This window comes from Mycobacterium heidelbergense, from assembly GCF_050205645.1.
Lineage (GTDB): Bacteria > Actinomycetota > Actinomycetes > Mycobacteriales > Mycobacteriaceae > Mycobacterium > Mycobacterium heidelbergense_A.
In genome coordinates this window covers 172,163-194,055 of record NZ_JBNMQT010000008.1, presented here as the reverse complement: position 1 = coordinate 194,055, position 21,893 = coordinate 172,163, and the positions used below count along the sequence as shown (strand labels likewise).

10 protein-coding genes are annotated in these 21,893 nt (G+C 64.7%); 9 read left to right on the top strand and 1 reads right to left on the bottom strand.

The window, feature by feature from the left end; genetic code table 11:
• The first annotated feature begins 2 nt into the window (after positions 1–2).
• From ACQI5H_RS11710 to ACQI5H_RS11685, 6 genes are all read left to right on the top strand, one after another.
• Positions 3–392 (top strand): carboxymuconolactone decarboxylase family protein, encoded by a 390-nt coding sequence (locus tag ACQI5H_RS11710; protein ID WP_427079528.1) that lies wholly within the window; start codon positions 3–5, stop codon positions 390–392.
• Entirely contained in the window at positions 389–1,294 is a 906-nt protein-coding gene (locus ACQI5H_RS11705; RefSeq protein ID WP_427079527.1) for an NAD(P)-dependent oxidoreductase, read from the top strand. The genes ACQI5H_RS11710 and ACQI5H_RS11705 overlap by 4 nt, the downstream gene beginning before the upstream one ends.
• 239 nt (positions 1,295–1,533) lie before the next feature.
• Positions 1,534–2,625: an amidohydrolase family protein gene (locus ACQI5H_RS11700; protein WP_427079526.1), complete on the top strand. Its 1,092-nt coding sequence runs from the start codon at positions 1,534–1,536 to the stop codon at positions 2,623–2,625.
• 37 nt (positions 2,626–2,662) lie between these two features.
• The gene (locus tag ACQI5H_RS11695; protein ID WP_076122522.1) at positions 2,663–3,808 is read left to right on the top strand and encodes an amidohydrolase family protein; all 1,146 of its coding nucleotides are present in this window, start codon (positions 2,663–2,665) and stop codon (positions 3,806–3,808) included.
• A gap of 1 nt (position 3,809) precedes the next feature.
• The gene (locus ACQI5H_RS11690; protein WP_076059019.1) at positions 3,810–4,208 is read left to right on the top strand and encodes a Rieske (2Fe-2S) protein; all 399 of its coding nucleotides are present in this window, start codon (positions 3,810–3,812) and stop codon (positions 4,206–4,208) included.
• Between the two features lie 15 nt (positions 4,209–4,223).
• Positions 4,224–5,090 carry an alpha/beta fold hydrolase gene (locus ACQI5H_RS11685; RefSeq protein WP_427079525.1) on the top strand — a complete coding sequence of 289 codons (867 nt, stop codon included), beginning with the start codon at positions 4,224–4,226 and terminating at the stop codon, positions 5,088–5,090.
• Between the two features lie 5 nt (positions 5,091–5,095).
• Here ACQI5H_RS11685 and ACQI5H_RS11680 read toward each other — a convergent pair whose 3' ends face one another.
• The gene (locus ACQI5H_RS11680) at positions 5,096–5,569 is read right to left on the bottom strand and encodes a hypothetical protein (RefSeq protein ID WP_427079524.1); all 474 of its coding nucleotides are present in this window, start codon (positions 5,567–5,569) and stop codon (positions 5,096–5,098) included.
• Between the two features lie 36 nt (positions 5,570–5,605).
• Between ACQI5H_RS11680 and ACQI5H_RS11675 the strand changes: the two genes are divergently transcribed.
• From ACQI5H_RS11675 to ACQI5H_RS11665, 3 genes are all read left to right on the top strand, one after another.
• Positions 5,606–6,913, top strand: a complete 1,308-nt coding sequence (locus ACQI5H_RS11675) for an NADH-ubiquinone oxidoreductase-F iron-sulfur binding region domain-containing protein (protein ID WP_427079523.1) — start codon at positions 5,606–5,608, stop codon at positions 6,911–6,913.
• A complete protein-coding gene (locus ACQI5H_RS11670; RefSeq protein WP_427079522.1) occupies positions 6,910–7,209 on the top strand; it encodes a ferredoxin in 300 nt (99 codons plus the stop codon). Before ACQI5H_RS11675 ends, ACQI5H_RS11670 begins: the two co-directional genes overlap by 4 nt.
• A gap of 676 nt (positions 7,210–7,885) precedes the next feature.
• Positions 7,886–21,838, top strand: coding sequence for a BTAD domain-containing putative transcriptional regulator (locus ACQI5H_RS11665; protein ID WP_427079598.1), 13,953 nt, complete (start codon positions 7,886–7,888; stop codon positions 21,836–21,838).
• Positions 21,839–21,893 lie beyond the last annotated feature (55 nt).

The following is a 21,893-nucleotide window of genomic DNA, read 5'->3' as shown; positions in this document are numbered from 1 at the left end:
CATTGGATCGCGAGACCTACCAGCGCGGGTTGGAGATTCGCTCCGCAGTACTGGGCGAGGAGTATGTCAACCAAGCATTGGCCAACGCCGATGACTTCACCAAACCCCTGCAGGATCTCCTCACCGAATACTGCTGGGGTGCGGTGTGGGGCCGCGAACAGCTGCCCCGCAAGACTCGCAGCATGCTCAACTTGGCGATGATCTCGGTGCTCAATCGGCCGAACGAATTGCGAACCCACGTCAAGGCGGCGCTCACCAACGGCGTCAGTCGCGAAGAGATCCGCGAGATCTTTCTGCAGGTCGCCATCTACGCCGGCATGCCGGCCGCCGTCGACAGCTTTCGTATCGCCCGCGAAGCGTTCGCCGAATTCGACAACACCTCGGACCAATGACACAGATCGGGTTCATCGGGCTGGGCAACATGGGCTTTCCCATGGCTCGTCGGCTGCTCCAGGAACATCACGACGTCGTCGCCTTCGACACCCGCGGCGACGCGCTCGAGCGCGTTGTCGCGCTCGGGGCCCGAGCCGCGTCGTCGGTCAAAGAGGTCGCCGACCGGGCCGAGACGGTGATGGCCAGCCTTCCGACGCCCGCCGCGTCACTCGAAGTCGCGACGGGCGCGCAAGGAGTGATTGAGGGTTCGCGGGTCAGGCGCTACGTCGACCTGTCAACCGTCGGGAGCCAGACGGCCGCGCGAATCCATGACCGTCTGGCCGAACGGGGCATCGTTGCGATCGACAGCCCCGTCAGTGGCGGGGTCGGCGGAGCCGAAAAAGGAGCGCTCGCCGTCATGGTGTCCGGTCCGCGCAACGAATTCGACGTCATACGAACGGCACTCGAGGCGATCGGCCGGCCGTTCTACATCGGCGACAAACCGGGCTCGGCGCAGACCATGAAGCTCGTCAACAACATCCTGGCCGCCAACGTCTTGGCCGCAACGTCGGAAGTCGTCGTCATGGGCGTCAAGGCCGGTCTCGACCCGAGCGTGATGATCGAGGTGCTCAACGCGGGTTCGGGTGCGACCAGCGCAAGTCGCGACAAGTTCCCCCGCGCCGTGCTGCCGCGAACGTTCGATTACGGGTTCGCCACCGGGCTGATGCTCAAGGATGTGCGGCTGTATCTCGACGAAGCCAACGCGCTTGGCGTGCCGGCCGACGTTGCCGAAACAATCGGCCGGCTCTGGGAAACGACCGCGCGAGATCAGGGTCCCGATTCCGATTTCACGACGGTGATCAAACCGCTGGAGAAGGCCGCCGGCGTCACCGTCGGCCGGGCCGACGCGGCGCCGGACTAGCCGTCGGGGCAACTTCGACGGCGCGAGCGGCGCTCGCCGACGAGTGGGAGAATGGTATTATCCTCGTTGAAGAACGATACTTGCCCGCCTGGTCGAAAAACAGCCAACTACCAGCGGAGATGTTTAACCGAAACGCTTACCGGAAATGCATTGATCGACGGCCGATCAGAATGTTAGGTTATCTATCATATGACTGATCTCCACTCGCTTTGGCTACCCGAAGCCGGGGGGCGGCTTCCGTGATCGAGCACGCTGACGGAACCCGCACGCCGGTGATCGACGCCAGCGTGCACATCTTCTTTCCGTCTAACAAAGATCTGCGCTCGTTCCTGCGTGAGCCGTTCAAGAGCCGCGGTTTTCCCGATTACGAGATGGACTGGTACGGGGCACCCGGCGGCGAGTACGCGCCGAACGCGGAGGGGCCGGATCGGCAATACCCTGGGTCGGACCCGGAATTCGTTGCCCACGAACTGTTTTCGAAGCGCGGCGTCGACGTGGCCGTCCTGCACCCGATGGGCCGCGGCATCATGCCCGACCGGCATTTGGGCAGTGCGCTACATGCCGCCCACAACGAGATGATGGTCTCGCGCTGGCTGGAGCACAGCGAGTTCGGCGACCGCTTCCGCGGCACCATCCGGGTCAATCCCGACGACATCGCCGGCGCGGTGCGTGAGGTCGAGAAATGGCGCGGGCACCCGCGCGTGGTCCAGATCGGTGTTCCGCTGCAGTCCCGCGAGGTCTACGGCAAGCCGCAGTTCTGGCCGCTGTGGGAGGCGGCCGCCGACGCGAACCTTCCGGTGGCGGTGCATATCGAATCGGGCGAGGGCATCGGGTTTCCCCCGACGCCGTCCGGGCACACGCTGACCTATGAGCAATACGTCAGCTTCATGGCGCTCAACTACGTGTATCACCTGATGAACATGATCGCCGAGGGCGTGTTCGAGCGCTTTGCAGGCCTCAAGTTCGTCTGGGCCGACGGCGCCGCGGACTTCCTGACACCCTTCGTCTGGCGGATGGACACCTTCGGCCGGCCGCACCTGGAACAGACGCCGTGGGCGCCGCGGATTCCCAGCGACTACCTCCCTGGCCACGTGTACTTCGTCCAGGGCGCCCTCGACGGTCCGGGCGACGTCGAGTTCGCCGGTGAGTGGTTCGGCTTCACCGGCAAGGAAGAAATGGTGATGTTCGGGTCCAGCTATCCGCACTGGCAGTGCGGCGACGTCACGAAGCTGCCCAAGGCGCTATCCGCCGAACAGCGCGAGAAGCTGTGCTGGCGCAACGCGGCCAACCTGTACGGGATCGACGTTTCTGTCGACCTGGCAGCGGGCTAGTCGCAGAATAGAAGCGAGGGAGACTGAGGAGTTCGAAATGACGTTGACCCACACACAGGAACGTGTTCCCGCCGCCGAGCGCATAGCCGTCCGGTGCGTCGACTCGGACGTCCACCCGGTGCCCAAACGGGGCGAGATCACCCAGTACATACCCGAGCCCTGGCGCAGCAAGTTTTTCCTCGACCACCGGGTGGGCGAGCTGATCTACTACGACGCCCCCGACTACGCGCACAGCTTCGCGATGCGCACCGACACCTTCCCGCCCGACGGCGAGTTCCCCGGCAGCGACCCGGACATGGCCTTCCGCCAGCTGATCATGGAAGCGGGTTCCGACATCGCGATCTTGGAGCCCGGCGGCCGCACGCCGCGGCTTGCGGAGGCGCATCAGGCTTATTCGACTGCTCTCAATCACTGGCAGGCGAATCACTGGCTGGACAGCCACAACAACTGGCACGAGCGCTGGCGCGGTTCGATCTGTGCGGCGGTAGAGGATCCCGAGGGCGCGGCCCGCGAGATCGAGACGTGGGCCGGGCACCCGTACATGGCGCAGATCCTGATCAAGGCCGAGCCGCGGCCATCATGGGGTCACCCGAAGTACAACCCGATCTGGGAGGCCGCCACCAAGCACGACATCACCGTGAGTTGTCACCTGTCGCGCAGCAATTACGAGATGCTGCCGACCCCGCCGGTGGGTTTCCCCAGCTACAACCACGACTTCATGGTGACCTACTCGCTGTTGGCCGCGAACCAGGTGATGAGCCTGGTCTTCGATGGCGTCTTCGACCGGTTCCCGACGCTGCGCATCGTGTTCGTCGAGCACGCGTTCACCTGGATCCTGCCGCTGATGTGGCGCATGGACGCCATCTACGAAGCACGCAAGTCGCGCGTCGACATCAAGCGCAAGCCGTCCGATTACGTCAAAGAACACATCAAATTCACCACGCAGCCCCTGGACTACCCGGAAGACAAGACCGAGTTGACCCGCGCGATGGAGTGGATGGAGTGCGACAAGATCCTGCTGTACTCCTCGGACTACCCGCACTGGACGTTCGACGATCCGCGCTGGCTGGTCAAGCACCTTCCCAAGGCGGCGCGGGACGCGGTGATGTACAAGAACGGCATCGCGACCTATCACCTGCCGGAGACGGTGCCGGTCCTCGAGGGCCAAGTCCGGGTGCTCTGAGTTGGCGGAAGAAACCAAGCGGCCCGAGCCCCGCCTCGCCCAGGGCCGCGAGCATGTTGTCGCGACAGTAGACGAGATCCCGCCGGGTACCCACAAGTTGGTGCCGATCGGGCGTCACGGCGTGGGCGTCTACAACGTCAACGGCACGTTCTATGCGATTGCGAACTACTGCCCACATCAGGGCGGACCGCTGTGCTCGGGCCGCCCGCGTGGTCGCACCATCGTCGACGAGACCGCCCCCGGTGACGCGGTCATGGTGCGGGACCTGGAGTACATCTATTGTCCCTGGCACCAATGGGGTTTCGAGCTGGCGACCGGCACGACCGCGGTCAAGCCGGAGTGGAGCATCCGCACCTACCCGGTGCGTGTCGTCGGCAACGACGTTCTGGTGATGGCGTAACTACAGGAGAGTCGCGTGTCTTCTATCGAGGTGAACGGCGGAAACGTAGTCTACGAAATCCTCGGTGACTCAGGCGATCTCATCGTCCTGACGCCGGGTGGGCGGTTCAGCAAGGAAATCCCCGGACTGCGTCCGCTCGCCGAAGCGCTGGTCGCGGGCGGTTACCGGGTATTGCTATGGGACCGACCTAATTGCGGCGCTTCCGACGTGCAGTTCTACGGGCAAAGCGAGTCGCACATGCGCGCCGAGACCCTGCACGGCCTGCTGAACGCGCTCGGTGTCCAGCGATGCATCATCGCCGGCGGCTCGGGTGGCGCAAGGGATTCCATGCTCACGACGATGCTCTACCCGGAGATGGTCGAGAAGCTGGTGGTGTGGAACATCGTCGGCGGCATCTACGGCACGTTCGTGCTGGGGTCCTTCTACATCATCCCCAGCATCCTGGCCGCGCGCGGGACCGGAATGGACGGCGTGATCAAGGTTTCCGAGTGGCAAGACCGCATCGAAGAGAACCCGGCCAACAAGCAACGATTCCTCGATTTCGACAAGGACGAGTTCCTCAAGGTCATGCTGCGCTGGCTCAACGCGTTCGTGTCCAAGCCGGGCCAGACCATCCCGGGCGTCGAGGACGAGATGTTCGAACGAATCCAGGTGCCCACCTTGATCATTCGCGGCGGCGAGAACGACTGGGATCATCCCAAACGGACGTCGCTGGAAGTCAGCTGCCTGATCAAGGGCTCCAAACTGATCGATCCCCCCTGGCCGGAGGACGCGTGGGAGCGTGCGTCCGAAGAACGCGCGGCCGGCAAGGTTTCGCACTTCAACATGTTCGACACCTGGGTGCAGGCCGCGCCCGCGATCCTCGAATTCCTGGGCAGCTGATGCGTTTACTCGGTGCGAATGTGGACCTCACAGTTGAGCGACGCTTCGAGCGCGGTGTGGATCCGGCTCTCCGGGATCCGCTCAAGATCGTCCTCGCGCAGCGTCACATAGACGATGTCGAAGCCGTCATCGCCTGGAACGCGGGCGATTTCGCCGGTGAGTCCGAACCCAGCCAGCACGCCGCGTGCGTCGTCGTCGGTTCCCCTGCTGACGAAGGTGACCACGCCGAGCGCCGGAGCGGTGCTGAACGCCTTGGCGCACAGGCCCATTGCGGCCTGCTGTGCCGCGTCGGCGTCGTCGGCCGCAATGAGCAGCTCGACCTCACGGCGGTTGGCCGGCATAGCCGCGAGATTGTTTTCGACCACCCCGGCGCCGGTCTCTTCACCGAGCCCGAGGAGTTCGTTCATGCCGTCTTCTAATTGCGCGGGCGTGAGCACGCTTCCCGGATCGACGTTCACGCGCACCACGGCAGTCCGCATGTGCGCAAGCCTAACTGTGACGGGGACGAGCCGGCCGTGAACACCACCGAATCCACGCGCATCACCGTCGCAACCTCGCCCGGGTGCACCCCACGCCTGTTGGGTGAGCGCCCGGGCCAAGGCCGGGAGGACTTCGCGGCGTATCAGCGCCTCGGCGGTTATCACCCGCTTGCCGACGCGGAGCAATTGCTGGCCGAGGTCGAGTCCAGTGGGCTGGTCGGCCGAGGCGGTGCGGCTTTTCCGCTGGCGGTGAAGTTGCGCACGGTACGCGACAACGGGCTCCTGGCAGGTGGCACCGTCGTCGTCGCCAATGGCGAAGAGGGAGAACCGGCTTCGGTCAAGGACCGATGGCTGCTGCGCAACCGCCCGCACATCGTCCTGGACGGATTGCGACTGGCCGCGGCGATCGTCGCCGCCGACCGTGCGTATATGTATGTGTCCGACCCGGAGTCGGCGCACAGTGTCGAAGCAGCGCTGGGCGAGGTCGACCCAGCCGCGTTCGGCGGCGTCACCGTCGACTTGATCACGGTGCAGCCCGGCTACGTGGCGGGCGAGGAGACCGCGGCGGTTCGGATGATCAACGGTGGCCCGGCCAAGCCGACGGACAAGCCACCGCGACCGTTCGAAGCGGGTGTGGGCGGGCGGCCCACGCTGGTGAGCAATGTCGAGACCCTGGCCAATCTGCCCTACCTTCAGCGCCACGGCTCGCCGACGTTCCGATCGCAGGGCACGTCGCTGTCCACGGGCACCTTCCTGGCCACAATCACGGGCGCCGGCCGGGCCCCGGTTCTCTACGAGCTCCCCCACGGCTTGCCGTTCTCCGAACTGCTTGCACTGCATGGTGTTTCGCCCGACCAGGTACGGGGGGCGCTGCTGGGTGGCTATTTTGCGGGTTTCCTCAACCGCGACGTACTGGAGACGACGCTGGACCACGAGACGATGCGACGCTTCGGCAGCGGCCTGGGCTGCGGCGCGATCACGGTGATCACCGACGACTGCCCGGTCGCTGTTGCGGCGTCGGTGCTGGCTTACTTCGACCGCGAAAACGCCGACCAATGCGGGTCGTGCTTCAACGGCACGGCCGCGATGGCCGCCGCGGCGGGAGCGTTGCGCGACGGCGCCGCGACGCCCGAAGACGTCGATCGATTGCGCCGCTGGTCGGTGGTGTTGCGCGGACGCGGCGCCTGCGCCACGTTGGACGCCGCCACCAACGTTGCCGCCACGCTGCTCAAGCAGTTCCCGGACGACGTCGCGCGCCATCTCGAAGGGGCGTGCCCGGACTGCCGGAGTCACCCGTTCCGCTTCGACCGGCCCTGCGAGGCGGAGGCTGTGAGGCACGCATGAAAATCCGTTTGGACCGCACCGTCTGCGACGGCTTCGGCATCTGCGCCAAGCACGCGCCGGGCTACTTCTCGTTGGACGACTGGGGCTACGCGTCGCTCATCGGCGATGGCACCGTGGCCGAGTCGGACCACGACGCGGTTGTGCGCGCGCTGCTGGACTGCCCGGTGCATGCCATCACCGAGATCGGTGACCGCACACCCAGCGTCCCCCACCCGTTCCACAGCGAGTCCGACGAGGATCCCGCCCCGCACGTCAAAACCGAATCGAACGAAGCCCAATGGGGATTCACGCGGTGAGCTTGCCGATTTCTAGTAGGCCTGAACAACATCCGCCACACCAGCCACCGCCTCAAGGGAACCATGGGGTTTGTCCGCGTCCGAGCGACACCCCCGCCGCCGGCTCAAAGGCCCAGTAAGAGGACGCGCGGAGGCACTGTCGCTGAGAGGCGGGCAAAGCGCATATCCCCGCCGCGAGAGCCTAGGCGTTCCGGCATGCAAGGCATAGGCTGGAGCAACCCAACGTCGGGATGTTCCGCTGGGAGGCCCACCATGAGTTGGTTCGGTCGTATCGCCGTTAGCGCGGTCGTGTTCGTGTTGATTGCGACTGCGGTGCTCACGAGGCCGGGAATCGCCGCGGCAGAATGCGCCCCCAACATGTCGCGGAATCCCACGACCCTAGAGTGCAAACAGCCGCCGGCGCCGCCCGGGTGGTACGCACCTCCGCCGCCCTATGCGCCGGCGTATGCGCCGCGGGATGTGCCCCCGCCTCCTCCTACGCCGCCGTGGGCGAAAACGGACCCGGTTTGGAGTAACGGCTTCCAGCGTTGGGGCATTGTCATTGGCACCGCCTGGGTGCCGCTCTGACCGCACTGCCAGAAGTTAGCTAGCCGGCGATACCCGGCTTCTTTACCCGATCTTGACCATGCATTGAATCGGCCCACCGACGATGGCTGATGTGAGTACGCTTTCAACGGTGGAGCTGGGGGTTTTGGGACCTCTCCAGGTTCGGCAACACGGAGCGCCCGTCGCTATCCCGGGCGCTAAGCCTCGTGCCATCCTCACAATGCTCGGGTTGCACAGCGCTTCCGTTGTCTCGGCCGAGACCCTCGTCGAGCTGCTCTGGGGCGAGGATCCGCCTCGCACCGCGGCCAAGGCGCTCCAGACTCACATCTCCTCGCTCCGTCGCACCCTGGGTGACGGCTTTATCTTGACGCTGGGAGCGGGTTGGACCCTCGCCGAGAGCGAGGTTGACGTCTCGCGCTACAAAGCGGCGGCCCGACTGGGGCGGGATGCCGCTGCCGCCGGCGACATCAGCCAAGCGGTGGCCCGCTTCGAGGAGGCGCTCGCCCTCTGGCGCGGAATTCCCGAACTGCCCGATGGCAGGCGGGGAACCTCTGAGAAGACGCGGTGGATCGAGGGCCACGCCGCACTCGTCGAGGATCGGGCCGACGCGCTGCTCGCGACGGGTCGCGCCGCGGAGATCATCGGCGAGCTCGAGGCCGCAGTGGCCGATGCGCCGCTGCGCGAGAGGCGTTGGGGTCAACTGATGCTCGCCCTGTACCGGGCCGGTAGGCAAGGCGAAGCGCTGGGCGCCTATCAGCGGGCCCGAGCGCTGCTCGCGGACGAACTGGGGGTCGATCCCGGGCCGGACTTGCGTCGGCTCGAGGCAGCAATCGTCGCGCAGGACACTTCGCTCGAAATCCCTGCGGCACAACAACCTCCGGTGATGACGCGCGCCGTGACGTTCCTGCTGACCGACATCGAGGGGTCGACGGCGGCCTGGGAGGCACAGGCCGACGCCATGGCCGTCGCGTTGGCAAGACACGACGAACTCGTCGAACAGGTCGTCACGTCCCGCGGAGGCCGGCTGATCAAGACGCGAGGCGAGGGCGATGCCACCTTCTCGGTCTTCGAGCGGCCGTCAGCGGCAGCCTCGGCCGCAATCGAGCTGCAAGAGGCGATCGTCCAGGAGCCGTGGGCCTTGCGGGAGCCCATGCGAATCCGCGTGGCGTTGCACACCGGGGAGGCCGAGCTTCGCGACGGCGACTACTTCGGTCGGGCGGTCAACCGCGCGGCGCGGCTGCGGTCGCTGGCCGTGGGCGGCCAGATCCTGTGCTCGGGTGCGACCGCCGAACTCGTCATCGACTCGCTGGCCGATGACGTTGTGCTCGACGACCTCGGGATGCGCGAGCTGCGCAATCTCGCTCGTCCGGAGCACGTCTTCGAGCTTCGGTTGGAAACCGCCGACAATCAACGTCCTGCGGTCCCAACCGATGCGCCCGTCGAGCGCCCGAGCCTGCCCGCGGTGCTCGCCGGCCCGGGCCCGTTCGTCGGACGCGGACGCGAGTTGGAGCGGCTTTTTGCCGCGTGGCAGGCCGCACTCGCCGGTGGCACGAACGCGGTGCTGATCGCCGGCGAACCCGGCGTCGGCAAGACACGCCTGGCCGGGGAATGGTCGCGCCAGGCCTATGACCAAGGCGCCCTGGTGATTTACGGCCGGTGCGACGAAGACCTGGGTGCGCCATACCAGCCGTTCGCCGAGGCGCTGCGTTCCCTGGTGCCCTGCCTCGGCAGCGGTGGGCTGCGAGGGCTGCGCGGGGTAGAGGCACTGCTCGCACTGGTTCCCGGGCTGTCCGACGTCCTGCCCGACCTGGCCATGCCCGCCCGCGCCGATCCTGATACCGAGCGCTACGCCCTTTTCGACGCCGTCGTGGCCCTGCTGGGAATTGCGTCCGCCGGCGCGCCGATCATCCTCATCCTCGATGACCTTCATTGGGCAGCCAAACCCACGTTGCTCCTACTGCGCCATCTCCTGCGTTTCGGCGAGAATGCCCGCTTGCAGATCGTCGGCACATATCGCAGCACCGACCTCGACCGTTCCCATCCCCTGGCGGCGATGCTCGCCGACCTGCACCGCGACGGTAGCGCTGACCGCCTTCAGCTCAGCGGCCTCGACGAGGACGACGTGAGCGCGTACGTCGCCGAGGCCGGTTACGACGACGAAGATCTGGCCCGGGCATTGGCGTCGGTCACCGGCGGCAACCCCTTCTTCCTCATCGAGGCATTGCGTCACGTGGACGAGAGTGGTGGCCGGTGGGACCAGAGCACCTTGCCGCAGGGGGTTCGCGAGGCCGTGAGTCGCCGCCTGTCGCGGCTTGCACCGGAGACGGACAAGGCCCTAGCCGCGGCCGCGGTCGTCGGCAGCCGCTTCGCCTTGGAGTTGGTCGAGCGCGTCGTCGGCGACGACCTCGTCGACGCGTTGGATGAGGCGTGCAAGGCCGGCATCGTCATCGAAGAGCACGGCGGCCGTTACCGGTTCAACCACGCCATTGTTCGACAGTCGCTGCTTGCCGAGTTGCCGTCGGTGCGGCGGATGCGACTGCACCAGCGCATCGCCACAACGCTGGAAAGCGAGCCCGGTGCCGACGACGAGCTGCTCGCCGAACTCGCTCATCACTACTTCGAATGTGCGTGGGCGGGAAACGCTGCCAAGGCCGTCGAGTACTGCCGGCGGGCGGCGGATCAGGCGATGACTCGGCTTGCCTACGAAGGGGCCGCCGACCTTTACGATCGGGCCCTGCACGCGCTCGAGGAGATCGATGACGAGCTACCCGACCGCGACGACCAGACCGCCGAGCTACTGATCGCACGCTGCGAGGCTCTGCTGGCCGCCGGTGACGTGGCTTCGGCGGCTGGCGCGATTTCTCAATTGCAGGGAGCGACAGTCGATTCGGCCCGGCTCGCGGCGTGGGCGACGTGCTTTGACGGCCAACTGTCGATGCTGACGCATCCCGAGCGACTGGACGAGGTCGAAGCCGCGTTGGGCGCGGCCGCCACGAAACTGGCCGAATTGGACGATGCCGCAGGGGAAGCCACGGCTCACACGGTTCGGGCGGGTTGTCTCGCTCGCCTCGGCCGAATTGGCGACTGCGAAGTGGCGCTGGACGACGCCCTGACCGCCGCGCGACGAGCCCACGAACATCGCCGGGTGAACGCGGTGTTGGCGAATGCTCCACTGGCGGCGCTGTGGGGGCCCAACCCGGTCCCGCGCGCGGGCGGGCGGTGTCTCGATGTGGTGCGGCTGCTGCGAATCACGACCGACTCGCCCGCGGTCGAGGCGACGTCGACGCGATGCCAGGCAGTGTTGGAGGCATTCCGCGGCCGTGCCGCCGCCGCCCGGCGGATGATCGACTCTGCCCGACGGACCGTCAGCGAACTCGGTCTACGCCATGCGCTTCTCGAGGTTGAGCAGTTTGCCGGCGTCGTCGAGCTGGTCGTCGACGATCCCGCCGCCGCCGAGGCGCATCTACGTAAGGCTTACAACGGCTTTCGTCGGATGGGCCTCGACGCGGATACCGCCGAGACCGCCGCACTCCTGGGCCGCACATGTCTATTGCTCGGCCGAGATGCTGAGGCCGACGAATTATGTACGGAGAGTGAGCGTCTCGCCGGGCACGCGCTGAAGCCGTCGATCGCGTGGCGTACGCTTCGGGCACATCTGCTTTCGCGCTCTGGTGATCGCGATGCGGCGCGCCGGGTTGCCGAGGCTGCTGTCGGCCTGGCCGAGCGCACCGACGCCTTGGTCGATCACGGCGACGCATGCCTGACGCTGGCGACAGTGTTGGCCGCCGCGGGCGACGCGGTGGGGGCGCGAGCTGCGGCCGAGCGGTCGGTCGATCTGTACGAGCGGAAAGGCGCTGCGGCCCTTGCCGAGATGGCGCGGCGTGTTCTCGGTGAACAGGCGGTCCCGTCCATCCCGACGCCACCCGCACCTCCGACCGTGGAGCCGGCCAATGATTGCGTCCGAGTACTGGGCCAGATAGAGGCTGCCTTCCACGCCCAGGCCTGGGACGCGTACGAGGCGTTGTACGCGCCCGACGTCTTAGTCGAGAGTCGCCGGAAGATAGTCCGTTTCACCCAGAGCGATCTTCCATCGGGTAACTGGCCGCGCGAGGCGAGACGTCTTACCGAGATGAGCGGGGGGGTGCGTCAGGTAGTTATCGCCGTACGAGGCGAGCGCTTGGCTCTCAGCCGATTGGAAGTTGGGACTGAAGATCTGAGCCCCGGGGCGGCGCAGGACGAATTCCTCCAGCTATATGGGATCGATACCCAAGGTCGAATCGCTCTACAAGTGTTCTTCGACATCGAAGACATGGATGCCGCGATCGCCGAACTCGAGGCTGCACACGCCCGGTTCACGCAGCTACATCCTCGAGCCCCGCTCGAGAACGCAGCGAGTCGAGCCGATTATCGCTTCAACACGCTCTTTGCCGAAAGGCGCTGGGACGACGTCGGTGCGCTGCTCGCCGACGACATACGCGTTGAAGACCGACGTCGAGGACTCCGGCGAGAAGGGAACAACCGCGCTACCGAACTCGCGGAGCTACGCGCGATCGCCGACGTCGGTATTAAGAACATGACGTCAGACGTCCTCGCGATCCGCGGAGAACGGCTCGCCCTCCTTCGCACCCTCTACACGGGCCGAGACCAGCGGCCCCAGGCGTTCCACACCGAGTTGATCCGCATCGCCGAGCTCGGTGCAGACGGGCGGATCACGGCGTACATTGCGTTCGACCCCGACGACTTCGAAGCCGCCATCGCCGAGCTCGACGCTAGCTACCTCCGAGGCGAGGCGGCTGCTCACGCGCTCACGTGGTCGGTCATCACTGGGGCCTACGCCGCGCTCAATCGACATGAGATCGCCCCAGCGACAGCAAATTTCGCGAGCATCGACCATCGCCGCGGGACAAGTTTCGCGCCCGGTGACCTCATCGCATATGTCCGTGCCACCTGGGATCTCGCAAAAGACGGCAGTACCTACATCGAGGCTGTGCATAGGCTCGATGACCTAGGAGCGGTCGTCACCCATGTGACGCGTGGAAACTCGCATGACGGCTTCGATGCTGAGTGGCGGGAAGTCTTTCTTCTCACGGTTGAAGGCGACCTGCTCAGCCGCTGCGAGCTGTTCGACGAGGCAGACATCGACACCGCGATTGCGCGGTTTGAACAGCTCAACCGGCACGCATCAAAACTGGAAAACACCGCAAGCCGGGTATACGAGCGCCTGCACGCGTATTTCGCGGCCCGCGACTGGGATGCGATAACCGAGCTCCTCGCCGACGACTACTACGGCGACGATCGTCGTTCGGTGGTAGGCAGCGGTATCCGACGCGGTCCGGATGCTGCGATTGAAGACTACCGGTCCGCCGCCGACATCGAGGTCACGGAGGCGACATCAGACGCCGTCGCCACCCGTGGAGCGCGCCTCGCTCTCACTCGTGCCCGCTACTCGCGAAGCGGCCAGGAGTCAGAGGGGTTCCACGTCGATTTCCTACAGATAGTCGAAATCGACACCGACGAGCGGATCGCGTCCATGGTCGCGTTCGACCTCGATGACTTCGACGCCGCCATCGCCGAGCTCGATGCCCGATACCTCGCCGGCGAAGCGGCCGCGCACGCGCGTACGTGGTCGGCGATCACGCGGGATTTCGCCGCGTTCAACAGACACCAGCTCCCATCGACGACGCCAGGCTGGGTGAATATTGACCACCGCCGAGGGAGAGCATTCGTGCCCGGCGACTTGATCCCATACATCCGTGCCACATGGGAAGTGGCGCCGCAAGCCAGGATCTATGTCGAGTCAGTGCGTCGCTTGAGCGACCTCGGAGCGGTCGTCACCCAGGCGACGCACGGGACGTCGCCAGACGGCTTGGACGCTGAGTGGCTAGAGGTCAATCTTCTGACTATCGAAGGCGACCTGATCAGCCGCTGCGAAGTCTTCGACGAGGAAGATATCGACGCTGCGCTCGCGAAGTTCGAACAGCTCAGCCGACCGGCACCGCGGCTGGAAAACGCAGCAAGCCAGGCGGTCGATCGATACATGGCGCACTTCGCAGCCCGCGACTGGGATGCGCTCACGAAGATACTGGCCGACGAGATTACGGTCGAGGATCGCCGGCGGGCCGTCAATGCAGGGATTCAGCACGGCCGGGATGCCGAGATCGCAAACCTGCGGGCGACCGCCGATGCCGGCTTCGTTTACATGGCGTCCGCCGTCATCGCAGCCCGGGGGAAGCGCCTCATACTCACGCGCGCCTCGGGCGGCACCGAGTCCGATGACTTCGTCAACGAATTATTGGGTGTGGTCGAGATCAATTCCGACGATCAGATCTCAGCGATCGTGGTATTCGACCTCGACGACTTCGACGCCGCCATCGCCGAGCTCGACGCTCGGTATCTCGCCGGGGAGGCAGCTGTTCACGCTCACGCCTGGTCGATGATCGCGGAGTCCTACACCTCGCTTGGGCGAGAGGAAATGCCGGCGATCAGCGCAGACGCCGTTTTTGTTGACCACCGCCGGGCAGCAGCGTTCGGGTCCACTGACCTGAGGACATATGTCCGGGCCGGGTGGGATCTCGGCCAACGCATCCGACCCTACATCGAGGCTGTCCACCGGCTTAGCGATCTCGGAGGGGTTTGCAGCTATGCAGCACATGGTGTTTCGGATCAAGGCTTCGACGCCGAGTGGCAGGGAGTGAGCCTTGCAACCGTAAAGGGCGACGTATTCGACCGCTGCGAATTCTTCGACGAGGCAGACCTGGACACCGCGCTCGCGAGGTTCGACCAACTAAGCCAGCCGGCACTGCGGCTGGAAAACGCGGCCAGCCGGGTGGACGAACGCTTCCAGGCATACTTCGCGGCCCGCGACTGGGCCGCGATGAGCGAGATATTGGCGGACGACATTTCTGCCGACGATCGTCGCCGTGTAGTGAACGCCGGAATCCGACACGGCCGGGACGCCAAAATCGCGGACATGCGGGCGACCGCCGACCTCGGGACCACGAAGGGGACGTCGACCGTAATCGCGATCCGCGGGCAGTACCTCGCCCTGGTGCGCATCCGGCTCTCGGGACGGGACCAGCGTCCGGACGCATTCCAGACCGGGATGCTCGGCATCGTCGAAATCAACGCCGATAACCGGATGACTGCGCGCGTACTTTTCGACCCTGACCAAATCGAAGCCGCCATCGAAGAGCTCGATGCCCGATATCTCGCCGGAGAAGCTGCCAGCCATGCGCACATGTGGTCGATGACCATCCGCGCCTACATGGCAATCAATCGGCATGAAATTCCGCCCACGACAGCGAAATTGGTTACGGTCGATCACCGCCGGACAGCGGCGTTCGCGCCTGGTGACATGGTCGAATACCTCCGCGCCGGCTGGGACATTGGCCATGACATCGTGTTTTACATCGAGGCTGTGCATCGACTCAGCAACCTTGGAGTGGTCGTCACCCATGTCGGGAAAGGCTCGTCGAGAGAGGGTTTCGACGCCGAGTGGCGAGAGATCAATTTGATGACAGCCGAAGGCGGTGCCTTCAACCGCTGCGAGATCTTCGACGAGGTAGACCTCGACGCCGCGCTCGCTCGGTTTGACGAGCTAAGCCGTCCGGCAGCACCGCGGCTGGAAAACACAGCAATCCAAGTGACCGAACGCTTCCTGGCGTACTGGACGGACCGTGAGTGGGACGCCATGTCGAAGACACTTGCCGACAACTTTGGCTATGACGATCGCCGTCGGGTGGTGGGTGCGGGAGTACGCGAGGGTCGAGACACCTACATCACAGACATGAGGGAAGCCGCCGACCTGTGGGCTGCAAACGTGCCTACCATCGTGGCGACCCGCGGGGAGCGTCTTGGCCTTGCGCGTCTTCGCTTCTCGGGTCGCGACCAAGGGCCCGAGGCATTTGTCACCGATGTGATCGGCATCGCCGAGGTCAACACCGACGAGCGGATCGTCGCGGTTGTGTCGTTCGACCCCGACGATTTCGACGCCGCCATCGGCGAACTCGACGCCCGCTACCTCGCCGCGGAGGCGGCACCGTATGCGCACACGTGGTCCGTCATCACGCGGGCCTACGCCGCACTCAGTCGACACGAATTCCCAGCCACTGCACCAGAATGGGTCGAGATCGATCACCGGGGGGAGACAGCGTTCGGTCCCGGCGACCTGATCGCATACGTGCGCGCCGGGCTGGATTTCCCGCAAGACTTCAACATCTATATCGAGGCCGTGCATCGGCTGACCGATCTCGGGGTGGTCATCACTTACGTTGCGCATGAAACCTCGCAAGCAGGCTTCAACGCCGAGTGGCGCGGGGTCACGATTCTGACGGTCGAAGGCGACCTAATCAACCGCAGCGAGGTATTCAACGAGGCCGACCTTGACGCCGCGATCACGAGGTTCGACGAGCTGAACCGGCCGACACCGCGACTGGAAAACGCGGCAAGCCAAGCGTACGAGCGCTTCCGGAGGTACTTCGCCGCACGCGATTGGGACGCCATGGCGCAGCTGCTGACCGAAGATACGGCTGTCGACGACCACCGACGGGTCGTGAACGCCGAGATCAGACGCGGTAGGGATGTCGAAATCGCCAACATGCGGGCCTTCGCCGACATCGGGGTGACGACGAGTACGTCGACGGTCATCGCCACTCGAGGTGAACGCCTTGTCCTGTGCCGGACGTGCATCTCGAGCGAAGACCAGCAAGCTGGGGGATTCCGTATCGAGATGCTCATCATCGTCGAGACCTCCGCCGACAAACGGATCTTGGCACGCGTCGCATACGACCCAGATGACATCGACGCCGCCTTCGAAGAACTGGATGCTCGGTACATCGCCGCCGAAGCCGCCTCCCACGCGCACACATGGTCGGTCATCGCGGGGGCTTTTGCAGCGATCAACAGGCACGAACTACCCGAGCTGGCGCCGGACTGGGTCGACATCGATCACCGGCGCGGAGCAGCCTTCGCGAGCGGCGAGATGATCGCCTACATCCGCGACTTGTTCGACAACGAACCGGATTTCAATTCCTACATCACGGTTGTGCATCGCCAGGGTGAGCTTGGAGCCGTCGTCACCATGACATCGCACGGCACCTCGCAACAGGGCTTCCAGGCCGAATGGAGAGAGATCGGGATTTTTACGTTCGATGGCGATCTCCTTAACCGTTGCGAATTGTTCGACGAGGCAGACCTCGACGCCGCGCTCGCCCGATTCGAGGAACTACGACAGCAGGCTTCACGGCTGGAAAACGTGGCGAGCCGAATGCTCGAGCGATACCAAGTGTGTTTCTCGGCCCCAGACTGGGCTGCCATGGCAGAGCTACTGGCCGACGACATAGTCGTCGAGGATCGCCGTCGTGTGGTGAACGCAGGAGTTCGTCGTGGTCGAGATGTGCACATCGCGGACCTGCGATCCGCCGTGGAGGTCGGTGCAAGGACCATATCGTTGAGCACGTTCGCGATCCGCGGAGAGCGCCTCGCCCTTGCCCACGCCCGTGCCTTCAACCGCGACATGCCCGGCGAAGTAGGCGCCGAGTGGCTCGGCGTCGTCGAGGCCGACGCCGACCAACGAATCGTCGCGATAGTCACGTTCGACATCGACGACATCGATTCCGCCTTCGAGGAACTAGATGCGCGGTACCTCGCGGGCGAAGCGGCCCCCTACGCGAGCGTTTGGAAGCGCGCCTTGGACACCCTCGGCGAGGTCAACCGCCACGAGCCGGGACCGATGATCGAACGTCTTGCATTTACCGACCATCGACGAGTCTCATTCGCAGACGGAGACTTCCGACGGGCGATTGAGGAGTTGTGGCCTCTCGTACCTGACGCCCGCTATCGCGCGACGGCAGTACATGCCCTCGATGCCCATGGCGTTGTCGCCAGTCTCGTCATCGAAGGTACCGACGCGCAAGGGAACGAATTGCAGTGGGCGCGAACTCTATTACTCGATCCCGACGAGCCGCGGTTGGAGATCTACGAAGAGAGCGATCTCGACAGGGCGCTCGCGCGGTTTGAGGAGCTGCGTCCGGAGGCGCGCCGTCTGGAAAACGCGGCAAGTCACGTAATCGAGCAATTTCTAGCGCGTTTTGCGGACCGCGACTGGGACGCGATGGCAGAACTCCTCGCCGAGGATATGTCCTCAGACGATCGCCGTCGGGTCGTCAACGCCGGGATACGACGCGGTCGAGATGCCGAGATTGCGAACTGGCAAGCCACCGCGGAGATCTGGAGGGCTGCGAGGTCGACGGTGGTTGCGATCCGCGGGGAGCGCCTCGCGCTCTTTCGCGTCGGGTTCGCAAGCCAAGACCATCCGCTTGAGGCATTCCAAGCCGCGGCACTCGCAATCGTCGAGATCAACGAGGACAACCGCGGCGCGGCAAACGTCGTGTTCGATATCGACGACATCGACGCCGCCTTCGAAGAACTCGACGCCCGGTACCTTGCCGGCGAAGCCGCCGCGTACTCGCAAACATGGTCGGTGATTGCGCAGATCCACGCCGCATTAAACCGGCACGAACTCCCGGCGATCGACTGGCTTACCGTCGACCACCGGCGCGGGACACTACTGTCGTCCAGCAATATGACTACTGCCATCCGCGCCTTCTGGGACCTCACGCCGGCCGTCAACATACAAATCGAGGTAGTGCACCGGCTCAACAGGTTTGGAGCGGTCGCCACCCATACGTTGCGCGGGACCTCGCCTGAGGGATTTGAGGCCGAGTGGCGAATGATTTACGTCGTGATCGTCGAAGACGAGGGTATCGACCGCGTCGAAATGTTCGACGAGGCAGATCTTGAGGCCGCACTCGCGAGATTTGAAGAGCTTCAGCCGCCAGGATCGCGGCTGGAAAACGCGGCGAGCGCAAAGCACGCGCGCCTTACGGCGTGCGTTGCCACCCGTGACTGGAATGGGCTATCCGAGATCCTGGCCGACGACATCGCAATCGACGATCGCCGTCGGGTCGTCAACTCCGGCATCACATACGGTCGCGATGCCGCCGTCGCGAACATGGCCGGCGTTATCGGCGTGGGACTCACGAATATTTCGTCGGACGTCGTCGCGATCCGCGGCGATCGTCTCGACCTCTGTCGTACATGTGTCTCGGGCCAGGATCGACCTGGGGCATTCCAGGTCGAATTTCTAAGCATCGTCGAGATCGACGCTGACGAGCGGATTGTGGCACGGGTCCTGTTCGATCCCGATGACATCGACGCCGCCTTCGAGGAACTCGACGCCCGGTACCTCGCTGGCGAAGCGGCGGCTCACGCGCCCATATGGTCGGTCATCGCCGCGGCATATGCCGCACTCAACAGACATGAGCTACCCGCGACGAAGTCGGATTGGGTGACCATCGACCACCGGGTACGCGAATCGTTCCAGGGGGGTGATCTGACCGCGTACATCCGTTCCGCGTGGGAGGTCGCGCCAGATCTCAAGATCTACATCGAGACTGTGCATCGGCTCAGTAACCACGGAGCAGTCGTCACCCACGCGGCATATGGGACCTCGCCAGGGGGCTTCGACGCCGAGTGGCGCATCATCGGACTTCTGGCGGTCGGACGCAACTGGGTTAACCGCTGCGAGCTATTCGACGAGGCAGACCTCGATGCCGCGCTCGCCCATTTCGAGGAACTGCAGCCACCGGCGCGGCGACTGGAGAACGCCGCAAGCCGGGCAGATGACCGCTTCTTTGCATACTTCTGGGCCCGCAACTGGGCGGCGCTGGAAGAGATCCTCGCCGACGAGACCTTTATCGACGATCGCCGTCCTGTGGTGAATGCCGGACTCTGGCATGGGCGCGATGTCGTGATCGCAAACCTTCGAGCTGTGGCCGATGCCGCGGCGATCATAACTTCCGTCATTGCGACCCGCGGGGAGCGCCTCGCCCTGTCTCGGATGAGTTCCTCGAACCGCGACCCTCGGCAGGGAGAGTTCCGCGTCGAGATGCTCAACATCGTCGAGATCGACACCGAAGGGCGGATTGTGGCGCACGTCGACTACGACGTGAACGATACCGACGCCGCCTTCGCCGAGCTCGATGCTCGATACCTTGCCGGCGAGGCGGCCGCCCACGCACGCACGTGGTCGGTGATTGCAGGGGGCCACGCCGGGTTCAATCGGCAAGAAAGTGCCGCGACGACGCCGGATGTGGTTTACATCGACCGTCGACCGGTCGTATCGCTCGAAGGGGTCGAGCTGGGCGCGGCTCAGCGTGCCGTGTGGGATCTCACCCCGGACGCCACCGGCTACGTCGAGGCGGTGCATCGGCTGAGCGAGTTCGGAACCGTCATCACACAGGCGGTGACGGGTACCTCGCAAGAGGGCTTTGCCGCCGAGTGGCGGATGATTGCCGTCTGCATGGTCGAAGGTGACCTGCTTTGCCGCTACGAAGTCTTCGACGAGGCAGACCTCGACGCCGCACTCGCCCGCTTCGACGAACTGCACCCCCAGACGCCGCTCCTTGACAACGCCGCGACCCGCGCCCGTATGCGCACCGCCGACGCGATCAATCGCCGTGACGCGCAAGGCGTTCTGGCGCTAAACGCTGTCGACGCGCGATACGAAGATCGACGAAAGGGGCTACGTGACGAACGCGCGGTAGGACCAGAGGTTGTGCGAGCAATTTTCGAGGCACCCCGAGCATGGCAGTTGGAGGTAGAACCGATTGCCATCAGGGGGGCTCGCCTCGCCCTGACTCGTGACAAGTATTGCGACACCGACGATGCCAATCGGTCAACCACTGCCGAGCACTTGATGGTCACGGAAGTCGGCACCGACGGCCTCCTAAGCAACTCAGTGCTTTTCGACCCCGACGACGTCGACGCCGCCTTCGCCGAACTCGATGCCCAATACCTCGCTGGAACAGCGGCGGCTTACGCGCGAACTTGGTCGGCCATTATGCGAGCGTGTGCCGCGCTGAATAGACGCGAAATCTTCGCGACGACTGCAGACTTTGTCGATATCGACCATCGGCCCCTTGCCGCGATCGGGTCTGGTGATCTGAAGACATACATGCGTGCGGCGTTGAACGACGGCGCGTACAACGTCTACGTCGAGGCCGTGCATCGGTTGAGCGACCTCGGAGCCGTCGTCACCCTTGTGTCGAACGGGACCTCCCAAGAGGGTTTCGAGGGCGAGTGGCGCATGGCGGACATCTTCACGGTCGAAGGTGACTTGATCAACCGGTGCGAAATCTTCGACGAGGCAGACCTCGACGCCGCGCTCGTCCACTTCGACCAACTGCGGCCACAAACGCCGCGTCTAGAAAATGCGGCAAGCCAAGCGGCCGAACGCTTGTGGAGCTGCTTCGCGGCTCGAGACTGGGCCGAAATGGCCGAGACGATGGCGGACGACATTGTCACGCATGATCACCGTCGGGTCGTGAACGCCGATGTACTACGCGGACGCGATGACCATGTCACAAACATGCAAGCAGTCGCCGAGGTCGGGTTCGAGGGCATTACGTCGACCGTCGTCGCGGCGCGCGGGCAGCGCCTGGCCCTGATTCGTATCCAGTCCTCGGTCCATGGCTTCGAACCCGGGGAGATGAGTACCGAAATGCTAAGCGTTGTTGAGGTCAACGGCGATAACCGGCTCACTGCCAGCGCGATATTCGACGGCGACGACATCGACGCTGCCTTTGCCGAGCTCGAAGCGCGATATCTCGGACGCGAAGCAGCCGCCCACTCGCACACCTGGTCTCTTGTCATGAACGGCTACGCCGCGCTCAATCGGCGCAAACTCCCCGCGGAGCCGCCGAACTGGGTCTACATCGACCATCGACGTCTGGTGAGGATTGAGGCCGATGACCTTGGCCCGTCCCTTCGCGCCATCCGGGATCTCACCCCGCAAGCCAGGATCTACATCCAGAGCGTGCATCGGCTGAGTGATGTCGGAGCGGTCGTCACTCACGCTGCGCATGGGACATCGCGGGATGGCTTTGATGCCGAGTGGCGGGAGGTCAACTTCTTGGCGGTCGACGGCGATCTGATCAACCGCTGCGAACTGTTCGACGAGACAGACCTCGGCGCCGCGCTCGCACGATTCGACGAGCTCGAGCGGTCGGCGCCTACGGCCTAGATCGTCACTGCACGACGGTGATAACGTAATTCTCCGATTCGTATAACGGGCCTAC